The 20,351-nt window shown below is 66.3% G+C and carries 21 protein-coding genes; 11 read left to right on the forward strand and 10 right to left on the reverse strand.

Features of this window, described 5'->3' with window-relative positions; genetic code table 11:
- Window positions 1–35: 35 nt before the first annotated feature.
- The gene (locus AC1DIP_RS16730; protein WP_476209680.1) at window positions 36–905 is read right to left on the reverse strand and encodes a DUF1295 domain-containing protein; all 870 of its coding nucleotides are present in this window, start codon (window positions 903–905) and stop codon (window positions 36–38) included.
- A 246-nt stretch (window positions 906–1,151) separates the two neighbouring features.
- Between AC1DIP_RS16730 and AC1DIP_RS16735 the strand changes: the two genes are divergently transcribed.
- Window positions 1,152–1,583, forward strand: a complete 432-nt coding sequence (locus tag AC1DIP_RS16735) for a DUF2177 family protein (RefSeq protein ID WP_476209678.1) — start codon at window positions 1,152–1,154, stop codon at window positions 1,581–1,583.
- A 218-nt stretch (window positions 1,584–1,801) separates the two neighbouring features.
- Here the strand turns inward: AC1DIP_RS16735 and AC1DIP_RS16740 are convergent, their stop codons facing one another.
- Window positions 1,802–1,948 carry an MFS transporter small subunit gene (locus AC1DIP_RS16740; protein WP_477734398.1) on the reverse strand — a complete coding sequence of 49 codons (147 nt, stop codon included), beginning with the start codon at window positions 1,946–1,948 and terminating at the stop codon, window positions 1,802–1,804.
- Window position 1,949: 1 nt separating this feature from the next.
- Window positions 1,950–3,335, reverse strand: coding sequence for an OFA family MFS transporter (locus tag AC1DIP_RS16745; protein WP_477734399.1), 1,386 nt, complete (start codon window positions 3,333–3,335; stop codon window positions 1,950–1,952).
- 370 nt (window positions 3,336–3,705) lie between these two features.
- On the opposite strand from AC1DIP_RS16745, the gene AC1DIP_RS16750 reads away from it, so the two are divergent.
- The 5 genes from AC1DIP_RS16750 to AC1DIP_RS16770 all read left to right on the forward strand — a co-directional run bounded on the left by AC1DIP_RS16750 (window position 3,706) and on the right by AC1DIP_RS16770 (window position 7,826).
- Window positions 3,706–4,974 (forward strand): alkaline phosphatase family protein, encoded by a 1,269-nt coding sequence (locus AC1DIP_RS16750; protein WP_477734400.1) that lies wholly within the window; start codon window positions 3,706–3,708, stop codon window positions 4,972–4,974.
- A gap of 2 nt (window positions 4,975–4,976) precedes the next feature.
- Window positions 4,977–6,104 (forward strand): alkaline phosphatase family protein, encoded by a 1,128-nt coding sequence (locus tag AC1DIP_RS16755; RefSeq protein WP_477734435.1) that lies wholly within the window; start codon window positions 4,977–4,979, stop codon window positions 6,102–6,104.
- A 140-nt stretch (window positions 6,105–6,244) separates the two neighbouring features.
- Entirely contained in the window at window positions 6,245–6,745 is a 501-nt protein-coding gene (locus tag AC1DIP_RS16760; RefSeq protein ID WP_477734401.1) for a hypothetical protein, read from the forward strand.
- 280 nt (window positions 6,746–7,025) lie between these two features.
- Window positions 7,026–7,466 carry a hypothetical protein gene (locus AC1DIP_RS16765; protein ID WP_477734402.1) on the forward strand — a complete coding sequence of 147 codons (441 nt, stop codon included), beginning with the start codon at window positions 7,026–7,028 and terminating at the stop codon, window positions 7,464–7,466.
- Window positions 7,467–7,559: 93 nt separating this feature from the next.
- Window positions 7,560–7,826 carry a hypothetical protein gene (locus tag AC1DIP_RS16770; RefSeq protein ID WP_476209669.1) on the forward strand — a complete coding sequence of 89 codons (267 nt, stop codon included), beginning with the start codon at window positions 7,560–7,562 and terminating at the stop codon, window positions 7,824–7,826.
- A 66-nt stretch (window positions 7,827–7,892) separates the two neighbouring features.
- On the opposite strand, the gene AC1DIP_RS16775 is transcribed toward AC1DIP_RS16770, so the two are convergent.
- Together AC1DIP_RS16775 and AC1DIP_RS16780 are read right to left on the reverse strand one after the other, a co-directional pair.
- A complete protein-coding gene (locus tag AC1DIP_RS16775) occupies window positions 7,893–8,789 on the reverse strand; it encodes a diacylglycerol/lipid kinase family protein (protein WP_477734403.1) in 897 nt (298 codons plus the stop codon).
- Window positions 8,790–8,857: 68 nt separating this feature from the next.
- Entirely contained in the window at window positions 8,858–9,457 is a 600-nt protein-coding gene (locus AC1DIP_RS16780) for a helix-turn-helix domain-containing protein (RefSeq protein WP_477734404.1), read from the reverse strand.
- A 150-nt stretch (window positions 9,458–9,607) separates the two neighbouring features.
- On the opposite strand from AC1DIP_RS16780, the gene AC1DIP_RS16785 reads away from it, so the two are divergent.
- From AC1DIP_RS16785 to AC1DIP_RS16795, 3 genes are all read left to right on the forward strand, one after another.
- A complete protein-coding gene (locus AC1DIP_RS16785) occupies window positions 9,608–10,510 on the forward strand; it encodes a PfkB family carbohydrate kinase (protein ID WP_477734405.1) in 903 nt (300 codons plus the stop codon).
- A gap of 45 nt (window positions 10,511–10,555) precedes the next feature.
- Entirely contained in the window at window positions 10,556–11,095 is a 540-nt protein-coding gene (locus AC1DIP_RS16790) for an SRPBCC domain-containing protein (RefSeq protein WP_476209662.1), read from the forward strand.
- 236 nt (window positions 11,096–11,331) lie between these two features.
- Window positions 11,332–13,008, forward strand: coding sequence for an FAD-binding dehydrogenase (locus AC1DIP_RS16795; RefSeq protein WP_477734406.1), 1,677 nt, complete (start codon window positions 11,332–11,334; stop codon window positions 13,006–13,008).
- On the opposite strand, the gene AC1DIP_RS16800 is transcribed toward AC1DIP_RS16795, so the two are convergent.
- On the reverse strand, window positions 12,965–13,501 hold the full coding sequence (locus AC1DIP_RS16800; RefSeq protein ID WP_477734407.1) for an N-acetyltransferase family protein: 537 nt from the start codon (window positions 13,499–13,501) through the stop codon (window positions 12,965–12,967). The two genes, AC1DIP_RS16795 and AC1DIP_RS16800, sit on opposite strands and share 44 nt — an antisense overlap.
- A 60-nt stretch (window positions 13,502–13,561) precedes the next feature.
- Here AC1DIP_RS16800 and AC1DIP_RS16805 point away from each other — a divergent pair, with 60 nt between their 5' ends.
- Window positions 13,562–14,452 (forward strand): potassium channel family protein, encoded by an 891-nt coding sequence (locus tag AC1DIP_RS16805; protein ID WP_477734408.1) that lies wholly within the window; start codon window positions 13,562–13,564, stop codon window positions 14,450–14,452.
- A gap of 34 nt (window positions 14,453–14,486) precedes the next feature.
- On the opposite strand, the gene AC1DIP_RS16810 is transcribed toward AC1DIP_RS16805, so the two are convergent.
- Genes AC1DIP_RS16810 through AC1DIP_RS16825 form a run of 4 tightly spaced genes read right to left on the reverse strand, consistent with a single transcriptional unit; the run spans window position 14,487 to window position 18,505 of the window.
- The gene (locus tag AC1DIP_RS16810) at window positions 14,487–15,254 is read right to left on the reverse strand and encodes an amino acid ABC transporter ATP-binding protein (RefSeq protein ID WP_477734409.1); all 768 of its coding nucleotides are present in this window, start codon (window positions 15,252–15,254) and stop codon (window positions 14,487–14,489) included.
- Window positions 15,251–16,294 (reverse strand): amino acid ABC transporter permease, encoded by a 1,044-nt coding sequence (locus AC1DIP_RS16815; RefSeq protein WP_477734410.1) that lies wholly within the window; start codon window positions 16,292–16,294, stop codon window positions 15,251–15,253. The genes AC1DIP_RS16810 and AC1DIP_RS16815 overlap by 4 nt, the downstream gene beginning before the upstream one ends.
- Window positions 16,295–16,300: 6 nt before the next feature.
- Window positions 16,301–17,209 (reverse strand): ABC transporter substrate-binding protein, encoded by a 909-nt coding sequence (locus AC1DIP_RS16820; protein ID WP_477734411.1) that lies wholly within the window; start codon window positions 17,207–17,209, stop codon window positions 16,301–16,303.
- Between the two features lie 27 nt (window positions 17,210–17,236).
- Window positions 17,237–18,505 (reverse strand): alpha-hydroxy acid oxidase, encoded by a 1,269-nt coding sequence (locus tag AC1DIP_RS16825; RefSeq protein WP_477734412.1) that lies wholly within the window; start codon window positions 18,503–18,505, stop codon window positions 17,237–17,239.
- A 140-nt stretch (window positions 18,506–18,645) separates the two neighbouring features.
- On the opposite strand from AC1DIP_RS16825, the gene AC1DIP_RS16830 reads away from it, so the two are divergent.
- A complete protein-coding gene (locus AC1DIP_RS16830) occupies window positions 18,646–20,268 on the forward strand; it encodes a PucR family transcriptional regulator (protein WP_477734413.1) in 1,623 nt (540 codons plus the stop codon).
- Window positions 20,269–20,351 lie beyond the last annotated feature (83 nt).

The following is a 20,351-nucleotide window of genomic DNA, read 5'->3' on the forward strand; positions in this document are numbered from 1 at the left end:
GGGTGCCGCCGTCGGCCGTCCTTCCGGGACAAGCCTTACTTGAGCTTTGGCACCAGCACCGGGGTGGTCTTCTTGTACTCCTCGTAGTCGGCCTGGCCGCCCCACTTCTTGTCCGCCTTCTTCTCCAGGGGCGGTACGCCGCTGCCCTTGGTTAGCAGCAGCGCCACGAACACCGGGGAGACCAGGGCCGCCCACTGCCAGCCCTGCAGGACGGGCAGCGCGATGATGGCCACGCCCACCCACAGCGTGATCTCGCCGAAGTAGTTGGGGTGGCGGGACCGGGACCACAGGCCGGTGCTGATGAAGCGGCCCTTGTTGGCGGGATCATCCTTGAACCGGTTTTTCTGGACATCGGCAGCCGTCTCGATACTGATGCCCGCGAGCCACACCAGCAGGCCCACCCAGAAGAACCAGTCCAGGCCCACCTTCTTGTCCGATGTGATGGCCACCCATGCGAGCGCAGCGGTGAGCACCACCCAGAGGCCCTGGATGGTCCAGGTGTTCAGGAAGCGGAAGAAGTCCGGCTTGAGCTCATCGAAGCGGTCGTCCTTGCCGTGCTTGCTGATCCGAAGGAAGAGGAAGCTGCCCAGGCGTGCAGCCCAGAGCACCACCATGGCCGCCAGCAGCATGCCGCGGGCATCCACGCCCGGGGACGCCAGGACCAGGAACACCGTGATGGAGATATACGTCAGGGCGCCGGTAAGGTCATAGAACTTCTCTGTCTGCGCCTTGTAGGACGGGATGAACACCAGCCACTGGATCACGAAGGCGATGGCCACCCCCAGCGCGAACACCGGGAAGCCGCCAATCCTGGACCCGCCCTGGCTTCCGGCAAGGGCGATCAGCACGGCCACCACCACGGCAATGACGGTGCTGATGAGCGCCTTGCGACTCTTTTGGTTCACAGACAGCTTCCTTTCCCCTGGCCCGCCGCGCGCTGCTGCACAGCCGGTCCCGTCCGCACCCTGCGGACACCGTTGCATCCAACAACAACTCAGCCGTGGTGGCCTTGTCCACTGTTTGTTCGGAGCGGGCGCGGGATTGTATGGGTGGAGGTGTACTGCTTTCGGGTTCAGGCAGTCCACCCCCGGCCGCGGCTGCGAACCACTCCCGAACCGCACCCGAACGGCAGCCGATGCAAGGAGTCCCCCATGAGCCCCCGAACCAAGAACTGGTTGACTGCGTACGTTGTCAGCGCCCTGATTTTCGCCGTCCTGGACGTGGCGTGGATCCTGCTGGTGGCCAACCCGCTGTACCAGAGCCAGATCGGCCACCTGCTGGCACCCAAGGCCAACCTGCCCGGCGCGGTGCTGTTCTACGCCGTGTTCGTGGCTGGCATGGTGCACTACGGCGTCCGGCCCAACAACTCCGGGGCCTCGCTGCGGCAGCGGGTCTCCGGGGCGGCCCTCTTCGGCTTCTTCACCTATGCCACCTGGGCGCTGACCGGGTTCGCGGTACTGAAGGACTTCACCGCGCTGGTGGCCGTGACGGACATCCTCTGGGGAGCCGCTGCCTGCAGCCTGGTGACGTGGGTGACCGCAACCGTCCTGCGCCGACGGCTCATGAAACCGGCCGTGGCCTGAATCTGCGTGGCGCCTGCGTCACGGACGGCACGCTTTAGGCCCGGGAACAACGGCGGAACCCCGGAAACACGGGACGCGCCGTCGTCCGCCCCTGCAAAAGCTTGCTCTGCGTGACGCCCGGCGCACAGGCTGGCCCAGCTTTCGGGGCGGAACGGCGAAAACCCCACGATTTCGCGGGCGTTAGTGCCTGAAAACTGGGCCAGTGTGGCGCAGCAGGCTCAACCGAACAGCGCGGCGACCTGGGTGAGGGTCTGGAAAACGCCGTAAGCCAGTGGGATTCCCACCAGGACCCAGGCCAGGACCAGCCTGCCGGTGGACTTGTTGACCGGCTCCTGCGCGCCGTGGGTGTGTGCAGTGCTGCTCATTTCAGGCCTCCTTCGTGGACATGTGCTGCTCGGGGCGGGATTCGTGAAACCGTGCGTCCACGGGTTTGACCAGCAGGTTGGCCACGAAACCAATCACCAGCAGCCCCACCATGGTCAGCAGCGCGGGCTGGTAGGACGCGGCGTTCAGCTGGCCCGGCTTGCCCTGCGCGTCCAGGATGCTGTTGACGATCAGCGGCCCGGCCACACCGGCAGCGGACCAGGCGGTGAGGAGCCGGCCATGGATGGCGCCCACCTGGTAGGTCCCGAAGAGGTCCCGCAGATACGCCGGGACGGTGGCAAAGCCGCCCCCGTAGAACGAGATGATGATGAAGGCGAGCACCACGTAGAGGGCCGTAGCGCTCGACCCGGCCAGCGCCAGTACCGTGTACAGCACGGCACCCACGCCCAGGTACACCATGTAGATCCGCTTGCGGCCGGTGACGTCGGAGGTGGCGGACCAGGCGAAGCGGCCGGACATGTTGCCGATGGAGAGCAGCCCCACGAAGCCGGCGGCGACGCCGGCACTGACCAGGGACTTGCCGTCGGCCTGCCGGAAGAAGTCCTGGATCATGGGCGCTGCCTGCTCCAGGATTCCGATGCCCGCCGTGACGTTGCAGAACAGCGCCACCCACACGAGCCAGAACTGCCGGGTCTTGATGGCGTTCTTCGCCGAGACGTTCTCGGTGGTCACCAGTTTGGCCGCCTTGACCTTGGAGGGGTCGAACCCGGCGGGCCGCCACCCGTCGGCGGGCACCCGGACGGTAAACGCGCCGAACAGCATGTAGGCGAGATAGACGACGGCGAGGGTCAGGAAGAGCTTGCCCACGGCATCGCCGCTGGCAACCCAGCCCTGCGCGCCGGAGTTGGGGTCGTACGCCTTGAGCAGGGCCTGGGACACGGGGCTGGCGATCAGCGCGCCGCCGCCGAAGCCCATGATCGCCATGCCGGTGGCCAGGCCTGGCCGGTCCGGGAACCACTTGATCAGGGTGGACACGGGCGAGATGTAGCCGATGCCCAGCCCGATGCCGCCTACCACGCCGTAGCCCAGGTAGACCAGCCATAGCTGGCGGGTGAAGATGCCCACCGAGCCAATGAGGAAGCCGCCGGCCCAGAACATGGCGGACGTGAACATCGCCTTGCGCGGGCCGTTGGTGTCCACCCAGGTCCCCATGACCGCGGCGGAAAGGCCCAGCATCACGATGGCGATGGAGAAGATGACGCCAACCTCGGTCAGGCTGGCGCCGAAATGCTTGACCAGTGCGGTCTTGTACACGCTGGTGGCGTAGGCCTGCCCGATGCACAGGTGGACGGCGAGCGCCGCCGGCGGGACCAGCCAGCGGTTGAAGCCCGGCGGGGCGATGGAGTGGTCACGGTCCAGGAAGCCCATGGTTGTTTCCCTTTGCTTGTCGATGACGTCGATGTCTGATCGATCCAGAGGCGAAAGACCTGAGTGAGCCCGGCCCCTTGCCTTGGGCAATCATCATGCAAATCATCAGCAAACGTACTGTTGGCGCGCCGAACGGCGTGGATTTCACGGCGAGTGGCGCTCAGGCTCCCGTCAGCGACCCGCCGGACGGCTTCGAAAACGTTCGGTGAACTCTCCGTGAACGGACCCGGTTTCCTACCCCGGCCGTAACCTCTCCGTGATCTACTGGTGAACGCAAAAAACCTTACCGACCAGTAACTTACGGTCCGGCGACCGGCCCAGGGTGGGGCGTGCCCGCGTCGCCGTCCATCTGACCTGCAAGGAATCAGACGTGAATCTTTCAAGACGCCACTTCCTGGGGGCCGCGGGAACGGCTGCCGCCACCACCCTGGCCGCCGGCAGCACCTTCCGGCCGGCCTCAGCCACAGCCCCCGCGCTTCCCGCGCCCGGCGACTCCGGCATAGAACACATCATCGTGGTGATGATGGAGAACCGTTCCTTCGACCACTTCCTGGGCTGGATGCCGGGGGCGGACGGGAAGCAGTCCGGGCTCAGCTACACCGACCGCTACGGCATCCCGCACTCCACCTACCACCTGGCCGACTTCCAAGGCTGCGGCCACCCGGACCCGGACCACTCCTACGAGGGCGGCCGGATCCAATACAACAACGGCAAGAACGACGGCTGGCTGCGGGCCGGCGAAAACGACGAGTTCGCGGTGGGCTACTACGGCGAAGCCGATCTGGACTTCTGGCGCCAGGCCGGGCCTGACTGGACCGTATGCGACCGCTACTTCGCCGCCACCATGGCCGAAACCTACCCGAACCGCTTCTACCAGCACGCTGCGGCCACGGACCGGATCCATAACTCCTCTGCCACCTCTGCCCTGCCCACCATCTGGGACCGGCTGGCCGCGGCAGGCGTTCCGGGCAAGTACTACTACGGGGACATCCCGTTCACGGCACTGTGGGGCACCAAGTACCAGGGCATCTCCCGCCCGTACGCGGAGTTCCTTTCGGACTGCTCCGCCGGGGCCCTGCCAGCCGTCTCCTTCGTGGATCCGCGGTTCACCGATGAGGGCTCCGGAACGTCCGGGGACGATCATCCCCACGCCGACATCCGTTCCGGCGAAACGTTCCTCGCCGAGGTCTACAACGCCGTCACGTCCGGCCCGGGCTGGGCCAACACCATGCTGGTGGTCAACTACGACGAGTGGGGCGGCTTTTATGACCACGTGCCGCCCACCACGGCGCCGGACAGCAGCCCCGAAACAGCACTCCGCGGGTTCCGGGTGCCGTCCCTGGTGGTCTCGCCCCGGGCACGCCGCCGCTACGTGGCCCACGACGTCTACGACCACACCTCGGTCCTGAAGGCCATTGAATGGCGCTGGAACCTTGCTCCCCTGACCCCCCGCGACCAGGCGGCCCGCAACATCGCCGAGGTCCTGGACTTCGGAACGCCAGCCAACCTTGCAGCACCCACCTACCTGGTCCCGCCCTTCGAGGCCGGTCCCGCCTGTACACCGGTGGGACCGCCGCCGGCCGAGGAATGGTCCGGATTGAAAGAAAAAGCCCTCGCCGACGGATGGAAGCTCCCGTGAAAATGAAACTCCGCACCGCCCTGGCCGCCATGGCCGTGCTTGCCGCCGCCATCGGCGGGACCGCGGCCACCCTCAACCCGGCCGCCGCCACCAGCGCAGCCCCCGCCTCGTCCCCAAGCCAGGGCTACCTTCCCGGCGCCAACCACGTCTTCGTGATCAACCTCGAAAACAAGGGCTACGACGAAACCTGGGGCCCGGCGTCGGCCGCTCCCTACCTCTCCAAGACCCTGCGCAGCCAGGGCGTCCTGCTGAACCAGTACTACGGCACCGCCCACAATTCCCAGCCCAACTATGTTGCCCAGATCTCCGGGCAGGGACCCAACGCGCAGATGCAGGCTGACTGCCAGACCTATTCCCCGTTCGTGGGCACCGGCACGGCGAGCCCCGGCCAGGCTGTGGGCGACGGGTGCGTCTTCCCCGACACCGTCCCCACGGTCGCCGGCCAGCTGAAAGAAGCCGGCAAAACCTGGAAGGGCTACATGGAGGACATGGGCACTCCGTGCCGGCACCCTGCCCCGGGCGCTGTTGACGACACGCAGAAGGCACGGGTTGGTGACCAATACGCGGCGCGGCACAACCCGTTCGTGTACTTCGCCGGGATCACCGGATCGCCCGACTGTGCAGCGAATGACGTGGACCTGTCCGCCCTGAAGACTGATCTCGGTTCGGCCGCCACCACCCCCAACCTGTCGATGATCACCCCCAACCTGTGCCACGACGGCCACGACTCCCCTTGCGTTGACGGCCAGCCGGGCGGCCTGGCGAGCGCCGACGAATGGCTCAAGCAGTGGGTGCCGGCCATTACGTCCTCGCCCGCGTTCAAGCAGGACGGCGTCCTGGTCATTACCTTCGACGAGTCCGACGGGCCGCAGTCCGACGCCAGCGCCTGCTGCGGCGAAGGTCCCGGACCCAACGCTGCGCTGCCCGGCATCACCGGGATGGGCGGCGGCAGGGTGGGAGCCCTGGTGCTGTCCCCGTTCACCAAGGGCGGCACCTGGTCAACCACCCCCTACAACCACTACAGCCTGCTGGCCAGCATCGAGGACACGTTTGGCCTGCCCTACCTGGGTTACGCCGGGACGCCCGGGCTTAACCGGTTTGGACTGGACGTGTACAACGCCGGCGCCTGAGCCCGTCGATCGCCCTCACCCGACGTGGATGGACCCGGCACCGGACCGCATTGCACCGGCCGCCGGGCCCATTGCCCTTCTGCGGCTGATGCGCCAGGGCAACGTTAGGAAAGAGTGGCGGCCGGGCGCATAGTTAGGAGATGACAAGCCCTTACACCCGCGGCGACTCCTTCAGCAGCGAAGCTTCCCGGAAACACATCAGGCAGGCGCTCACGGACTACGGGGCAACCGACATCCTGTTCACACAGCGGGGGGAGCGGAGCGCCGTGGCCTTCAGGGGCGGCGGAAGGCAATTCAGGATTGTCATGCCGTTGCTGCAGTCGGATGGCGCCCTGGCCATACGCGGGGACATCGCGGACAGCCGGATCCAGGAAGCCAACGCGAAAGTCCTCGAACGGGCCAACCGCAAATCCTGGCGAGCCCTTGCCATGGCCATCGACGGCAAGCTCGGTGCGGCGGCCGCGGGAATTGCAACCCTTGAATCGGAATTCCTGGCCCATGTGGTCCTCCCCGGAAACCAAACAGTGCTCGACGAAATCGAATCCGTCATTGATTCCGCCTACAGTTCCGGCCAGCGCACTCCCTTCGGCGATCCGGTCCCCGATCCGGGCCCTGCGGACCCGCTTGTGGGCGTAGACTAAAAGTATCTCGGGACATCGTGACAGGACATCCGTTGCCCCGGAAATGAGCCCGATTCTCCGGCAGCCTTGACCGGCCGCCGGCGCGCGCCGTACCGAGCATGTTCGACGTCGGCGCGGCAAGGAATCGGTACAACGAGGGCGGCCGCAAGTGATTCACGGGCCAGACCGGCATAACCCGTTCCCCTCCCCTGCAGACGATCCGGCCCGGGTCCCCTGCGCAGCCACTCCGACCCGCGTCCCGGGACCCGGCAGTGCACCCTCAGAAGGCTGGTAGACCCCCATGACCACCATTCAAGACTCTGCCGTTCGCGCCGACTCGGCGCTATCGGTCAGCGGCGTCCTCGCATCCGCGTTGCCCCACGACCTGGGCACTGCCCAGGGCCCCACGCGGTATACCGTGCCGGCTGTCTTTTCCCGCCGGCCCCAGCCCCGTGAGGTCGACCTGCTGCACGGATCCGGTACCCGGCAGCGCCTGGCCGATGCCGGGTACAGCGACGTGGAGCTCCGCGTCTCCGACCGCCGCCTCCTGATCACCAACACCAATTTGGTGGACCTCAAGGCGGGGTTGGCCCACCTCGTGGGCATGATCCTTCGTGATATCTCGAACCAGGCGGCCCAGGAACGAACTGACCGCAGCGACGAGCTGGATGCGTTGGGCCTGGTCGAGGAAGAGCGCCTCGAATCCCTTCGCAGGGCCGCCGCCGAGGTCCACTTCGACTAAGCCATTCCGCCCTGTGCCGGCTGCGTCCACCGTGGCCGGCACCATGGCATCCCGGGCGTGGCAGCGTCCTGCATTCACCACGAAAGGCACCCCATGACAGACATCCGAATTCGAGACCAGTGGAACCGGCTTCCCGGCCCGGTGACGCAGTGGTTGCTGGCCAACCCCGGCTGCATGATCCTTCCGCGGACAATTTCCGCGGAAATCAGCGCAGCCACAGGCCAAGGCACCAACGACGATGCCCACGGCGAGACCACGCTTTGCCAGCAGGACGTGGATTTTATTCGCATGAAATCCCATGAAGCCGAGCTCGGCCGGCCGGACCCGGAATACAGATTCTTCGACTCCGTGCAGCCCTAGCCACGCTCCAGAACGGTCGGGCTCGTCATCGCCGCATTCCGGCGGCTGTCCGGGCGGCCAGAGGTTTCAGACAGTGGCCAGGGCGCCCGGTGCACTTTCAACCAGGACATGGGTTCCCGCCTCAACGTAGACCACCTCACCGTCGATCTGGCAGGGAACAGCCTCCCGGGTTGAGAAGGCGTAACTGCTGACGCTCGGCTGATGTCCAAGCCCAAGGGTGACTGCGCGGAGCGTCATCAACGCCATTTTCACCAGCCCGGCGTGTGGCAGCGTCACCACCTCGAACCGGCCGTCGTCCGGATAGTGCGACTCACTGACGGTCCCATACTTTGCCATGCGCGAAATGTTGGCCAGGATCAGGCTGTCGAACCGCGCTGTGGCCCCGTCGTCCCGCACAAGCTCAAAGGGCCTCAGGCCCGAGAGGGTGCGGGCAACGGAGATGAGCTCCAGGATCTTCCCTTTGCCGCCCTGTTCGATTCCGATGGCCATCAAGGGAGTCAGCCCGAACCCGACGTATGAGTGTGCGTACCGGACTTGCTCCCCCACCGGGGTGCTGAACGTGACCCGCAACAGGTCGATCCGCCGGACCCGGCCCGCTGACACGGCTTCTCGGAGGGTCCGCACCGGCATGCTCCGGTAGTGGTCGTTGGCGTTTCCCGCAGGAAGGACGGTGCAGACTGCCGCGCTGGCGGCCACATCCATCACGCCGTTTACCACCTCGTTGTACCCGCCGTCCCCGCTGACCGAAACGATGAGCGGCGTACCGCGGCCCGCTTCGATTCTCGCAAGCTCACGGGCGTGCCCGGCGAAGTCCGTCGGCAGCAGGTCGACGTTCAGGTCCGGCAGGTCGATGGCAAAATCCCGCTGCAATTCTTCGAGCCGCTGGCCCATTCCGGGCCGGCCGGGGTTGAAAATCAGGACGGCACGGTCAAAAGGTGTGGTGGGTGCTCCGTCATCAGCCATGGCGTACGTGTTCTCCAGGTTCCTGGTGCGGGTGGCTCCAGCTTAACCCTAGGCGACCTCCCGCCCAATCACCCCTGCAGCCGCTGCCGATAGTTCCGGGGCGTCACACCGGCGTCGTTGAGGAAGTGCCGGTTGAAGTTGGACAGGTTGGAGAAGCCCACCTCATAGCAGATCTCGGACACGGGCTTGTCGCTGCGTTCGAGCAGGCGCCGTGCGTGGGCCAGCCGCAGCTTACGGACCAGGTCACTGAAATTCTGCCCTGTGGCCCGCTTGAAGTACTTCGAAAAAGTGGGCTCCGGCATCCCTACCAGTGCAGCGGCCTCGGACATCCGGATGCTGCCGGCGTGGTTGCTGAACACGTACTCCAGGACAAGGTCGACGACGGCGGCAGCCTGGCCGTCCAGTTGCGGCCTGAACCAGGCTTCGGCGAGGTAGCGGCGGTCGCCTTCCGGCGCCCCGGCAAGGAGCGCGAACATATCAAACAGGTGCTGCAGCCGTTGCAGGCCGGTGGTTTGACCCATGTCTTCGATGGCCGCTGCTGCCGAGACGGCGGTGTGGCCCAGGAATTCGATGCCCCTCGCCGACTGCTCCAGCAGGGGCTTCACCTCGGCCAGTTCCGGGACCAGGGCCGAGGCCTGCTCCACCCGCTTGCCGTCGAACTGGATCACCGTGGTTTATCCGGGCCGCTGACTACGGCACCACATCCCCACCAGCACCCTGCAAGGAAGCAGCCAGGCCAACATCCATCACCGCAACGGATTTCGCGGCCGGCGGTCCCCTGGTCACCGTGATCGGCGAGTCACTGGTAGACATCATCGATGACCCGCGGCCGGGGCGCCGGCCGCCATGCCCATCCCGGCGGCAGCCCTCTGGACGTTGCAGTGGCAACTGCACGGCTGGGCCTTCCGACAAGCCTGGTGACGCATTACGACGACGACGCCTACGGGCTGCTGGTTGAGCAGCACTTCCAGTCCAACGGCGTTGCCCCGGTCCGGGGCGGCGCGGCACCCACCTCCACGGCGACGGCAACACTCGGCCCGGACGGCGCCGCAACGTATGCCTTCGATATCACCTGGGACATTAACGGCGCGTCACTTCCTGCCTTTGCCGCCGTCGAGGCCTCCACGCATGTGCACACCGGGTCCATCGCCACGGTCCTTCCGCCCGGCAACCACGCCACCCGGGCCCTAGTGGATGCGGCCCGGCACCGTGCGACCGTCAGCTACGACCCCAATTGCAGGCCCGGCATCAGTCCTGACGTTGCCGCCGCCCGCGCCCAGGTCGAGGATTTCGTCGCCGCGAGCGACGTCGTTAAGGCAAGTGATGAGGACCTGCTGTGGCTCTATCCCGACCTGGCGCCGGAGGACTCCCTTGCGGCCTGGCTGAAGCTCGGCCCGGCAGTGGTGGCCCTGACCCGGGGCGCGGACGGGCCGGTGGTCATGAACCGGCAGGGCCGCGTGGAACTGCCGGGCGAAACCATCGACGTGGCGGATACCGTCGGGGCGGGTGACTCGTTCATGGCCGCCCTCATCGCCGGCCTGTCCCAGCTGGACCTCCTCGGGGCGGCCGCCAGGCCACGCCTGGCGGCGCTCACCGCCGCCAAGCTGCGTGTGTTGGCCGCCTACGCCAACAGGGCGGCGGCCATGACCTGCTCCCGCCCGGGCGCCAATCCACCCACGTCCGCAGAACTGGGCGCCCTGGCACCTCCCCTTCCAGTCTGACCTGCCCTGCTTTCGGCGCGCCGCGGCGGGTGGCAGAGTGGGACGATGAGTGAGCAACCAGCCGGCCTGGTCCTGAACCTCGAGTGCACGGTGCCGTCCGCGCCGGAGGCAACGTTCCGGCTGCTGACGGAGCCGGCCGGGCTTGCGAAATGGTGGGGCCCGCACGGCTTCAGCATCCCGGAAGTGGACGTCAACCTGGTGGTGGGCGGCCGCTACCGGTTCCGCATGGCCCCGCCGGAGGGCGAGCCGTTCCACCTCTCGGGCGAGTTCCTGGAGATCGATCCGCCCTGGCGCCTGGTCTACACCTTCGCCTGGGAGGAACCGGCGCCGGACGACCGGGAGACCGTGGTGGACCTCTCCTTGGCGAGTACCGGAACCGGGACCCGGGTGGTGCTCTCGCAGGGACCGTTCCTGACCGAGGAGCGGCTTGCCCTGCACCGGAACGGGTGGAGCGACTCGTTCGACAAGCTGGGTATGGCCGCCCGGGGCGCTGGCGTGGAGCCGCGTCATGCAGAGCAGACTTTGAACCCGCCCACGGTGACGAACCCCCGGAAACCCAAGGCTCGCCGTCGTCCGCTGCCGTGAAAGCATGCCCAGCGTGACGTCAGGAGGACAGACTGGCCCAGTTTTCACAGCGAAAGCTCGAAAATCCGCGGTCCCCACCGCCGTTTCTCCCTGAAACCTGGGCCAGTGTGACACGCGGCCGGACGCCCCATGCCGTGGCGGCTACGCGGCGGACACGGAAAACCGGATCACAAGCACAGGCGTGCGATAGCTTGGCCAGTATTCACAGCAGATTTCGAACCCGGGGCAGGTACGGCATGGACGCGGACGTCATCATCATCGGCGGTGGCCTGGCCGGGCTGGTGGCCAGCAACGAACTGGTCCGCGCCGGAAAACGCGTAGCCATCGTGGACCAGGAGAACGCCGCCAACCTGGGCGGCCAAGCGTTCTGGTCGCTGGGCGGCCTGTTCCTGGTGGATACCCCGATGCAGCGGCGGCTGGGCGTCAGGGACTCCTTTGAACTGGCGTGGCAGGACTGGCAGGGCTCGGCGCAGTGGGACCGGCTCTCCGGCCCCCACCCGGACGACGAGTGGGCACAGCAGTGGGGGCGCGCCTACGTGGAGTTCGCCACTGGCGAGAAACGCTCCTGGCTGCATGCGCAGGGCATCCGGTTCACCCCGCTGGTGGGCTGGGCCGAGCGCGGCGACGGCAGGGCCGGCGGCCACGGCAACTCGGTCCCCCGCTTCCACGTCCCGTGGGGCACCGGCACCGGGGTGTCCGAACCGTTCGCGGACAAGGCCCGCGACGCTGCTGCCGCGGGCAGCGTCAGGTTCTACTTCAGGCACCGGGTGGACGGTCTAACGTACGACGGCGGCACGGTCACCGGGGTGCGGGGCGCGGTGCTGGCACCCGATGCTTCCCCGCGCGGCGTATCGTCAACCCGGGACACCGTTGGGGAGTTCGACCTGCGGGCGCAGGCCGTGGTGGTCGCGTCCGGCGGGATCGGCGGCAACCATGACCAGGTGCGGCGCTGGTGGCCGGACCGGCTGGGGACGCCGCCGTCGAAGCTGGTCACCGGGGTGCCGCAGCACGTGGACGGCCGGATGCTGGACATCGCGGACCAGTCCGGCGTGCGGTTGGTGAACCGGGACCGCATGTGGCACTACACCGAGGGCATCCAGAACTGGAACCCCATCTGGCCCGGCCACGCCATCCGCATCCTTCCCGGGCCGTCCTCCCTGTGGTTCGATGCGCTGGGAAGGCGGCTCCCCTCCCCCGGCCTGCCCGGCTACGACACCCTGGGTACCCTCCGCCACCTGCGGAGCGCGCCGGACATCCAGCAGTTCAGCCACTCCTGGTTCATCCTCAACCAGCGCATCATCGAGAAGGAGTTCGCCCTCTCCGGATCGGAGCAGAACCCGGACATCACCAACCGGGACCTCAAGCTGCTGCTGAAGACCCGGCTGGGCCGCGGCGCGTCCGGCCCCATCGAGGCGTTCAAGGAGCACGGCTCGGACTTCGTGGTGGCGGACAGCCTGGCGGACCTGGTCCGCGGGATGAACGCCTTGACGGACCAGCCACTGCTGGACCACGGCCAACTGCTGCGGCAGATCGAGGAGCGGGACGCGGAAATACGGAACCCCTATTCCAAGGACGCCCAGGTGACGGGCATCCGCAACAGCCGCCGTTTCCTGGGCGACCGGCTGTTCCGCACGGTGAAGCCGCACCGGATCCTGGACCCCGCCGCCGGCCCGCTGATCGCGGTGCGGCTGCATGTGGTGACGCGCAAAACGCTGGGCGGCATCCAGACCAACCTCTCGGGCCAGGCCCTGGGGCACAGCGGCTCCCCCATCCCCGGCCTCTACGCCGCGGGCGAGGCGGCCGGGTTCGGCGGCGGCGGCGCGCACGGGTACAACGCGCTCGAAGGCACCTTCCTGGGTGGCTGCATCTTTACCGGCCTGACCGTGGGACGGTCCCTGGCGCGGGCGCTGTAAGCCGCGCCCGCACCAGCCGGAATTCGGGCAGCGTCTCCCACTCGGGCGGCAGGGTGTTGCGCTTTCCGTCCGGCAGGAAGCCCTGCTTCCGGTAGAAGGCCAGGGCGCGGGGATTGTTTTCCAGCACCCACAGGTAGGCCGGGCCGGAGCCGACGGCGGCGTTCACCAGGGGTGCCCCCAGCCCTGTCCCGTAGGTGCGCCGGAACGTGTAAATGGAGTAGAGCTCCAGCGCTTCGGGGGCGTCGTCCTCCCGGCCGGGGCCGGCGTCCGCGTAGCCAACCAGCTGGTTCTCGGCGTCGAAGGCGAGGATCCGCGGGTCGCTGGTGTCCAGGAACGCCCGCCGCCGTTCCACCCGTTCAGGGATGGCCGCCCTGCGCCGCTGGAAAAACACCGGCGAGAGCAGGTGCGGGTAGCACTCCTCGTGCGCGAGCGTCTGCATGAGCACCACTGCCTCGGCGTCCTCCGGCGTGGCCTGGCGAAGTCGAAAGTCCATGGCGCCAGCCTAGCCAGCAGGCCGGCATTCACATGCCATCCCCCGCACTTAAGATGAGGCATGGACTTCGAAGGCGTGCTTTTCACAGCGGTGGGCGCAGCGCTGATCCTGCTGATGATCGCCGACGTCTTCCTGACGCTGCTGTACCCGCATGGCTCGGGTCCAGTGGGCCGGACCATCATGCGGGCGTTCTGGCGGATATCGAGGAAAGTCCAGGGCGGGGCGTCCTCCGTCGCCGCGCCGCTGGCCATGGCTGCCGTCATCGCCGCGTGGGCTGCCCTGGCTGCCGTGGGTTGGGCCCTGCTGTACCTTCCGCACCTGCCGGGCGGCTTCTCCTACGCGGCGGACATTCCCCGGCATGGCGACTTTGCCGAGGCGCTCTACATTTCCCTGGTGTCGCTTTCCACTGCGGGGTTCGGCGAAATCGTGGCCATCCATCCGGTCCTTCGACTCGTGATGGCTTTCCAGGCCGTTGCCGGGTTTGGCCTGTTGACCGCCACAGTTTCCTGGATCCTGCAGACCTACCCGGCGCTGAGCAGGCGCCGTGCCCTGGCCCACCAGCTGAACCTGTTCCGCCAGGCGGCGGGACCGTCCGGTATTGCCTCGTTGGAGGCCCGGCATGCGGCGGGACTGCTGGAATCGATGGCGGACAACGTGGCCTCCGTGAGCATCGACCTGTTGTCCTTCAACGAGACCTACTACTTCCATGAGGTGGAGCAGCGGGGTGCCCTGCCGGCCACCCTTGCCTACGCCCACCAACTGGCGTCAGACGCCAAGGGCAGCGACAATCCCGAGCTTCGGTTCGCCGGCCGGATGCTCTACGCGGCCTTGGATGACCTGGCCGAGGTACTTCGCGGAAAGTTCGGCCATCAGGGAAGCACGTCCTCCGACGTGTTCGAGCACTACGAACTCCACCACCGGCACCGGAGGCCTCCGGAAGAACGCCGCTAGGCCGCCGCGCGTACGCCCGGTGATGACGGAGAAGCTACAGAACCTTGGACAGGAACTCCTTGGTCCGCCCGTGTTGGGGATTGCTGAGAACCGCCCTTGGCGGCCCGGCCTCCACCACCACGCCTTCATCCATGAAGACCAGCGTGTCCGCGACCTCACGGGCGAACCCCATCTCGTGGGTCACCACCACCATGGTCATGCCGCTCCTGGCCAGTTCCTTCATGACCTCGAGCACCTCCCCCACCAGCTCCGGATCGAGGGCACTCGTGGGCTCGTCAAAGAGCATCAGCTTGGGGTCCATGGCAAGGGCACGGGCGATGGCCACGCGTTGCTGCTGCCCGCCGGACAGGTGGGCCGGGTAGGCGTCCCCCTTGTCCCCCAGCCCCACACGCTCCAGAAGCTCCTTTGCCCGGGCGGTGGCTTTGGCCTTGGAGAGGCCTTTCACCCGGATGGGGGCCAAAGTTATGTTCTCCAGGGCCGTCAGGTGGGGAAAGAGATTGAAACGCTGGAACACCATCCCGATTTCACGGCGTTGAAAGGCCGCTTCCGAGAGCTTGAGCTCGTATAGCTTGCCGCCCTTCTGGCGGTAGCCCACCAGCTCGCCGTCGATCGAAAGCCGGCCGCCGTCCACCCTTTCCAGATGGTTAATGCAGCGCAGGAACGTCGACTTACCCGATCCGCTCGGCCCCACAATGCACAGCACCTGTCCGCGGCCCACTTCCAGGCTGATACCCCGCAGGACCTTGTTGGTACCGAAATTCTTGGAAACCTTCTCGGCAAGCACCATCGGCACGCCCGTCATCCCTTACCTCCAAAGTCATTGCCAAGCGGCGCGCCTGTTTCTCCCGGAAGCACTGCCCCGGGGGCCGCCGGGCCTGCCGGCGCTGCCGTGTCCGACGTCGGCGATTGCCTGCCCGAATCCGCACGGCCGGTGCCGCGGGAGAACCGCTTTTCAATGAAGTGCTGGCCCACCATCAGGACCGAGGTGAAGAGCAGGTACCACAGGGACGCCACGATCAGCAGCGGAACGGGAGTGAATGTCACCGCCGAAATGCCGCGGGACACGCCGTACAGGTCGATGCTCAACGGGATCGCCGCCACCAGCGAGGTGGTCTTCAGCATCGAGATCACCTCGTTGCCCGTGGGCGGAATGATGATCTTCATGGCCTGCGGCACCACCACGAACCGCATGGTCTGGCCCCAGGACAGGGCCAGTGCCGTGGCGGCCTCCTCCTGGCCCCGGTCCACGGAGAGCAGCCCGGCGCGTACGATCTCGGACATGTAGGCGGCCTCGTTCAGGCCCAGCCCGATCACGGCGGTGATAAAGAGGTTGGTGAAGATCGAATTGGGGATCGTCACCCACGGCTGCATGAACGGGATGCCCAGCGTGAACACCGGATAGATCAGGGACACCAGGCCCCAGAAGACCAGCTGCACGTACACGGGGGTTCCCCGGAAGATCCAGATGTACAGCCAGGCGATGTTCTTCAGCACCGGATTGGGCGACAGGCGCATAATGGCCAGCACCAGGCCGATGACGATCGCGCCGATCATGGCGTAGATGGTCAGCGACAATGTCACCCACGCTGCCTGGCTGATCCGGCGGTCAAAGATGTATTTGCCCACCTCCGGCCAGCCGTAGTCCGGGCGCTGTGCGGCGTCCAGCACAAACACCGCCAGCCCGAGCACCAGGACAACGGCAATCAAGATCCGCCAGGGGTGGCGGAGCGGAATCGCGACGATGGCCTCGGGCGGAGCATCGTCCGCGGCGCGCCCGCTGCCGCTGCGCGGGCCTCTGCCGTGGCCCGCCTCAATCATTCCGTCGGATTCCGCCCTGCTCATGTTCTGCTACCCCTTGGATGCCACGTTGAGTGCAGCCGTCTTTACTCCACCGGCTTCCACTCCCCACTTGGACAGGATCTTGGTGTAGGTGCCGTCGTCGATCAGCGACTGGAGCGCCTTCTGGAGGACCGGAGTGAAGTCGCTGCCCCTGGCGACGGGGATGCCGTAAGGAGCCACCTCAAATGCGTCGCCGGCGGTCTGCAGCTTGTCCTTGGTCTTGGAGATCGCATAGAGGGTGACGGGCGAGTCAGCGCTCATGGCATCCACCTGCCCCACCGCCAGTGCATTGGTCGCCTGGTCCTGCGCGTCGAACTTGAAGATCTGGATTGCAGGCTTGCCTGCGTCGGTGCAGGCTTTTGACTTCTTGGGCACTTCGTCGGTGTCCTCATAAGTGGTTGCCTGGACAGCCACCTTCAGTCCGCAGGCGTTGTTAGGGTCCACGGTCTTACCCTTCGGGGCTGCCCACTGGATGCCGGCGGAGTAGTAATTGAGGAAGTCCACCTGCTTCTCCCGTTCTTTGGTGTCCGTGAACGAGGACATGCCCATGTCGTCCTTGCCTGCACGCACCGCGGGCAGGATGTTGTCGAAGGTGCCGATATCGAAGTTGACCTTCAGGCCCATCACCTTGCCCAGTGCATTCGTGAGGTCAACGGACCAGCCTGCCGGCGCCCCGTTGTCATCCTTGAACTCGTTGGGCGGGTAGTTGTTGGCCATGCCGACGTTCAGGACCCCGGCACTCTTGATTTTGTCCGGCAGGGACGCCGCGATGGAGTCGTTCTTTTTGACGTCGACGGCGGCGGCGGTGCCGCTCGCCGAGGCGGGCCCGGTGGCGGCCGGCTGGCTGTTGTCCACGCATCCGGAGAGCGCGAGTGCCGAGGCTACGGCAAGGACGGGGAGTACGTATCTGGTGCGCATGGCTTCCTTAGCTTTCAGGGATCTTCTTTAGTTGTTGCCTGACTTCGTTGTCTCAAGAATTTCGCCGGAAGAACGGAGGTCCCTGAGGATCTCCCCACCCCTGGCTTTCAGCTCAGGGACGCTGGAAACACCTACCAGCGTCATGGTACGCCTGAGTTCGTCCGCGAGGATGTCAATGATGCGGCCTACGCCAGGAGATCCGGCAGCGACCAGACCGTAGAGGTAGGCCCGGCCGATGGAGCAGGCGTCTGCTCCGAGCGCCAGCGCCTTGAGGATGTCGCTGCCCCGCCGGATTCCGGAGTCCACGTAGATCTCCAGCGAGTCACCTACCCGCTGCCGCGATTCCTGGAGGACGTCCATGGGACTCAGCATGTGGTCCAGCTGGCGACCGCCGTGGTTGCTCAACTGCACGGCGTCCAGCCCGATCCGGGCTGCCTTGTCGACATCGGATGGGTTGACGCAGCCTTTGAGTACGATCTTGCCCTGCCAGGCCTGACGCAGTGCTTCGAGTTCCTTCCAGCCGCTGGATGCGTCCGAATGGCCCAGGATGTGCTGCCACATGGAGGGGGTGACCATCGAGGTGGCAGCGGCATTGTGTGGATCCAGGTTGGGGAAGCTGATGCCCTCCGACTTCAGGAAGTTGACCCACCATGATGGGCGGCGGGCAATGTCAGCGATAGTCGAAAGCGTCAAGGCGGGCGGAGCGGTAAAGCCGTTGTGGAGGTCGCGTTCCCTTGCGCCGAGCGCACGGGTGTCGACGCCGACAATCAGTGTGGTGAATCCCGCGGCTTGACAGCGTGCCAGTTTGTCCTTCGCGGCCTTCGGCTCCGAGCCGAGCCCGAAGTTGAACCAGCGGTCCAGGCCTGGGTGGCTCCGGGCAATGGTCTCCATAGCCACTGTGCTTAGCCCTGCAAGTCCATAAGGGACGCGGGCGCGGTCGGCTGCCGCCGCGACGGCTACCTCCCCCTCGGGGTGGAACAACCGGGTGGCGCCGGTAGGGGTCAGTGTCAATGGCAGGGCGCTGGTCCTGCCAAGCAGGACTGTGCTGGCATCAGGTCCATCGACGGGCCCCCAGCTGGGCATGAGGGCCCAGGAGTCGAAGACAGCCCGATTGCGGCGTAGCGTCACCTCGTCCTCTGACCCGCCGTCGAGGTAGTCGAAGATTCCTGCGGGCAGGACTTTGCGCGCGGACTTCCGGTATTCCTCCACGTTGTACGCGTTGGCCAGCACACGGCGCTGCCGGGAGAATACGGGTGCTTTGACCTGGATGAGCTCCTTGGCTTCGCTGATCTTCAATGCCGGCCTTCCCCTGCATACTTTTGCTTCGTTGACTTCAGCGTAGGAAGCCGCGGGCTGTGCGACTATGGAGAAACCCATAAGTCAGGAGGTTCCGAATTAGCGCAAACTACCAAAGTGCCGATTTCGGCGCTGCCGGGGTGACCGCCGTCGAGCCCCTCTCCCTGCCCACCCTCTTGGATGTGGCACACTCCACGGGTTCGGAGATCGTGAGCCTGGTCGAGATGCCTGCCAATGGCCAGCAGGCGGTGGCTGGCTCGGTCCTGTACGACTCCATGGCGCCGCCTGCCAAGTATCCCGGTGCCGTTGCCCTGGCCGTCGGCCTCTCCTTGTCCGGGAAGCGTCTGCGGGCCAAGGTCCAGGACCTCGCGGATGCCGGCTATGTGGGAATCGTCTACAAGACCAATGGAAAACCGGACACCGCGCTCCGGGCGGCCGCCCGCGAAACAGGAATGGCGCTCTTTCGCGCCTCGGACTCAGTGCCGTGGAACCAGTTGGCAGAGATCATGGATGCGGCCGTCATACCGCACCGCCAGTCGGGACGCACGCTGGTGGACATCCGCCCCGGCGACCTGTTCGACCTCGCCAACACAGTGGCCGCGCAGGCCGGGGGCGCCGTGGCGATTGTTGATCCCGATCAAACCATCCTTGCCTACTCAACGCTCCCGGACCAGCCCATTGATGAGACCCGGCGCAGTTCCATCCTGCGCCTGCAGGTACCGCGGTCGGCGGAGACAGACAAGGACTACCGGCGCGTCCATGCTGCATCCGATGTAGTGGACGTGAAGACGGAAGACCCGGAATTGCGCCGCACCGCCATATCCATCCGCGCGGGAGCGGGGGTGCTGGGGTCTCTCTGGCTCCTGGAACGGGCCGGTCACCAGAATAAGGAGGCAGACCGGATCCTGCGGGAAGCGGCGAACGTCGCCGCACTCCACATCCTGCACAAGCGCACCACTTATGTTTCGAACCTCACGCGGCAGCTGGACATGGTCCAGCCCCTGCTGTTCGAACCGAAACGCGCCGAGCTGGCAGCTATCCGGCTCGGTATCTCCGCGGACGCCATCCGGGTGGCGGCGCTCACGGCGTGGCCACCGGACGCCGTGGCTGCCCAAACCCTGCAGTCACGCCTCCGCCTCTTCGACACCATCCGAACCGCCTGTGCGATACGGCTGCCCTCTGCGGTCTGCGGACTTTCAGACAACATTGTGTATGTCGTACTGCCACAGTCAAACGATTCGGACTGGCATTTCCAGCGCGGCGCCATCCTGGCAATTGTCAGGAATGCGCGACGGGCCCTCGGCCGCCCCGTCCTGGCCGCGCTGGGCACCGCGGTTACTGTAAACCGGCTTGCAGAGTCCCGGATCAATGCCGAGACGGTCCTGTCCGAATTGATCCGCACCGTCACGGAAGGACAGATCGACCAAGACTCGGACCAAGTGGTGGCCGACGATGAATCGCTGGGCTCGCGCCTGCAGCTGCGCCGAATTGTGTCGTCGTTGACCGCGGCCGGGCAGCTCCCCGGATTGCACGCCACGAGGATCGCAGACTACGACGAACAGCACAGGAAATCCTTTGAGGAGACCATCCGGGCGTACCTGAGCTGCGGCGGCAACGCCATGGAAACGGCCAGTGCACTGAAGGTGCACGTCAACACAGTCCGCTACCGGTTGTCCAGGGTGAAGACGCTCTTCGGCATTGACCTTGACGATCCCGAGACGCGGCTGCTCCTGTGGCTGCAGCTATGGGCGAGGCATAACTAGCGTGCAGGCTAGTCGGTCGCCTGCACGATGGCAGAGTCCCGACAATCACGACGGCGGGGGTGACGGTCCGCTTGCTAGGGTCT

The organism is Pseudarthrobacter sp. 05T312, from assembly GCF_056396685.1.

Excerpts from the sequence above, each read along its gene's own strand:
- AC1DIP_RS16760 (WP_477734401.1), top strand. The coding sequence starts at position 6,245 with ATGACAAGCCCTTACACCCGCGGCGACTCCTTCAGCAGCGAAGCTTCC.
- AC1DIP_RS16735 (WP_476209678.1), top strand. The coding sequence starts at position 1,152 with ATGAGCCCCCGAACCAAGAACTGGTTGACTGCGTACGTTGTCAGCGCC.
- AC1DIP_RS16790 (WP_476209662.1), top strand. The coding sequence starts at position 10,556 with ATGAGTGAGCAACCAGCCGGCCTGGTCCTGAACCTCGAGTGCACGGTG.
- AC1DIP_RS16770 (WP_476209669.1), top strand. The coding sequence starts at position 7,560 with ATGACAGACATCCGAATTCGAGACCAGTGGAACCGGCTTCCCGGCCCG.
- AC1DIP_RS16775 (WP_477734403.1), bottom strand. The coding sequence starts at position 8,789 with ATGGCTGATGACGGAGCACCCACCACACCTTTTGACCGTGCCGTCCTG.
- AC1DIP_RS16805 (WP_477734408.1), top strand. The coding sequence starts at position 13,562 with ATGGACTTCGAAGGCGTGCTTTTCACAGCGGTGGGCGCAGCGCTGATC.
- AC1DIP_RS16740 (WP_477734398.1), bottom strand. The coding sequence starts at position 1,948 with ATGAGCAGCACTGCACACACCCACGGCGCGCAGGAGCCGGTCAACAAG.
- AC1DIP_RS16800 (WP_477734407.1), bottom strand. The coding sequence starts at position 13,501 with ATGGACTTTCGACTTCGCCAGGCCACGCCGGAGGACGCCGAGGCAGTG.
- AC1DIP_RS16745 (WP_477734399.1), bottom strand. The coding sequence starts at position 3,335 with ATGGGCTTCCTGGACCGTGACCACTCCATCGCCCCGCCGGGCTTCAAC.
- AC1DIP_RS16795 (WP_477734406.1), top strand. The coding sequence starts at position 11,332 with ATGGACGCGGACGTCATCATCATCGGCGGTGGCCTGGCCGGGCTGGTG.
- AC1DIP_RS16810 (WP_477734409.1), bottom strand. The coding sequence starts at position 15,254 with ATGACGGGCGTGCCGATGGTGCTTGCCGAGAAGGTTTCCAAGAATTTC.
- AC1DIP_RS16785 (WP_477734405.1), top strand. The coding sequence starts at position 9,608 with ATGACCCGCGGCCGGGGCGCCGGCCGCCATGCCCATCCCGGCGGCAGC.
- AC1DIP_RS16820 (WP_477734411.1), bottom strand. The coding sequence starts at position 17,209 with ATGCGCACCAGATACGTACTCCCCGTCCTTGCCGTAGCCTCGGCACTC.
- AC1DIP_RS16815 (WP_477734410.1), bottom strand. The coding sequence starts at position 16,294 with ATGAGCAGGGCGGAATCCGACGGAATGATTGAGGCGGGCCACGGCAGA.
- AC1DIP_RS16755 (WP_477734435.1), top strand. The coding sequence starts at position 4,977 with ATGAAACTCCGCACCGCCCTGGCCGCCATGGCCGTGCTTGCCGCCGCC.
- AC1DIP_RS16765 (WP_477734402.1), top strand. The coding sequence starts at position 7,026 with ATGACCACCATTCAAGACTCTGCCGTTCGCGCCGACTCGGCGCTATCG.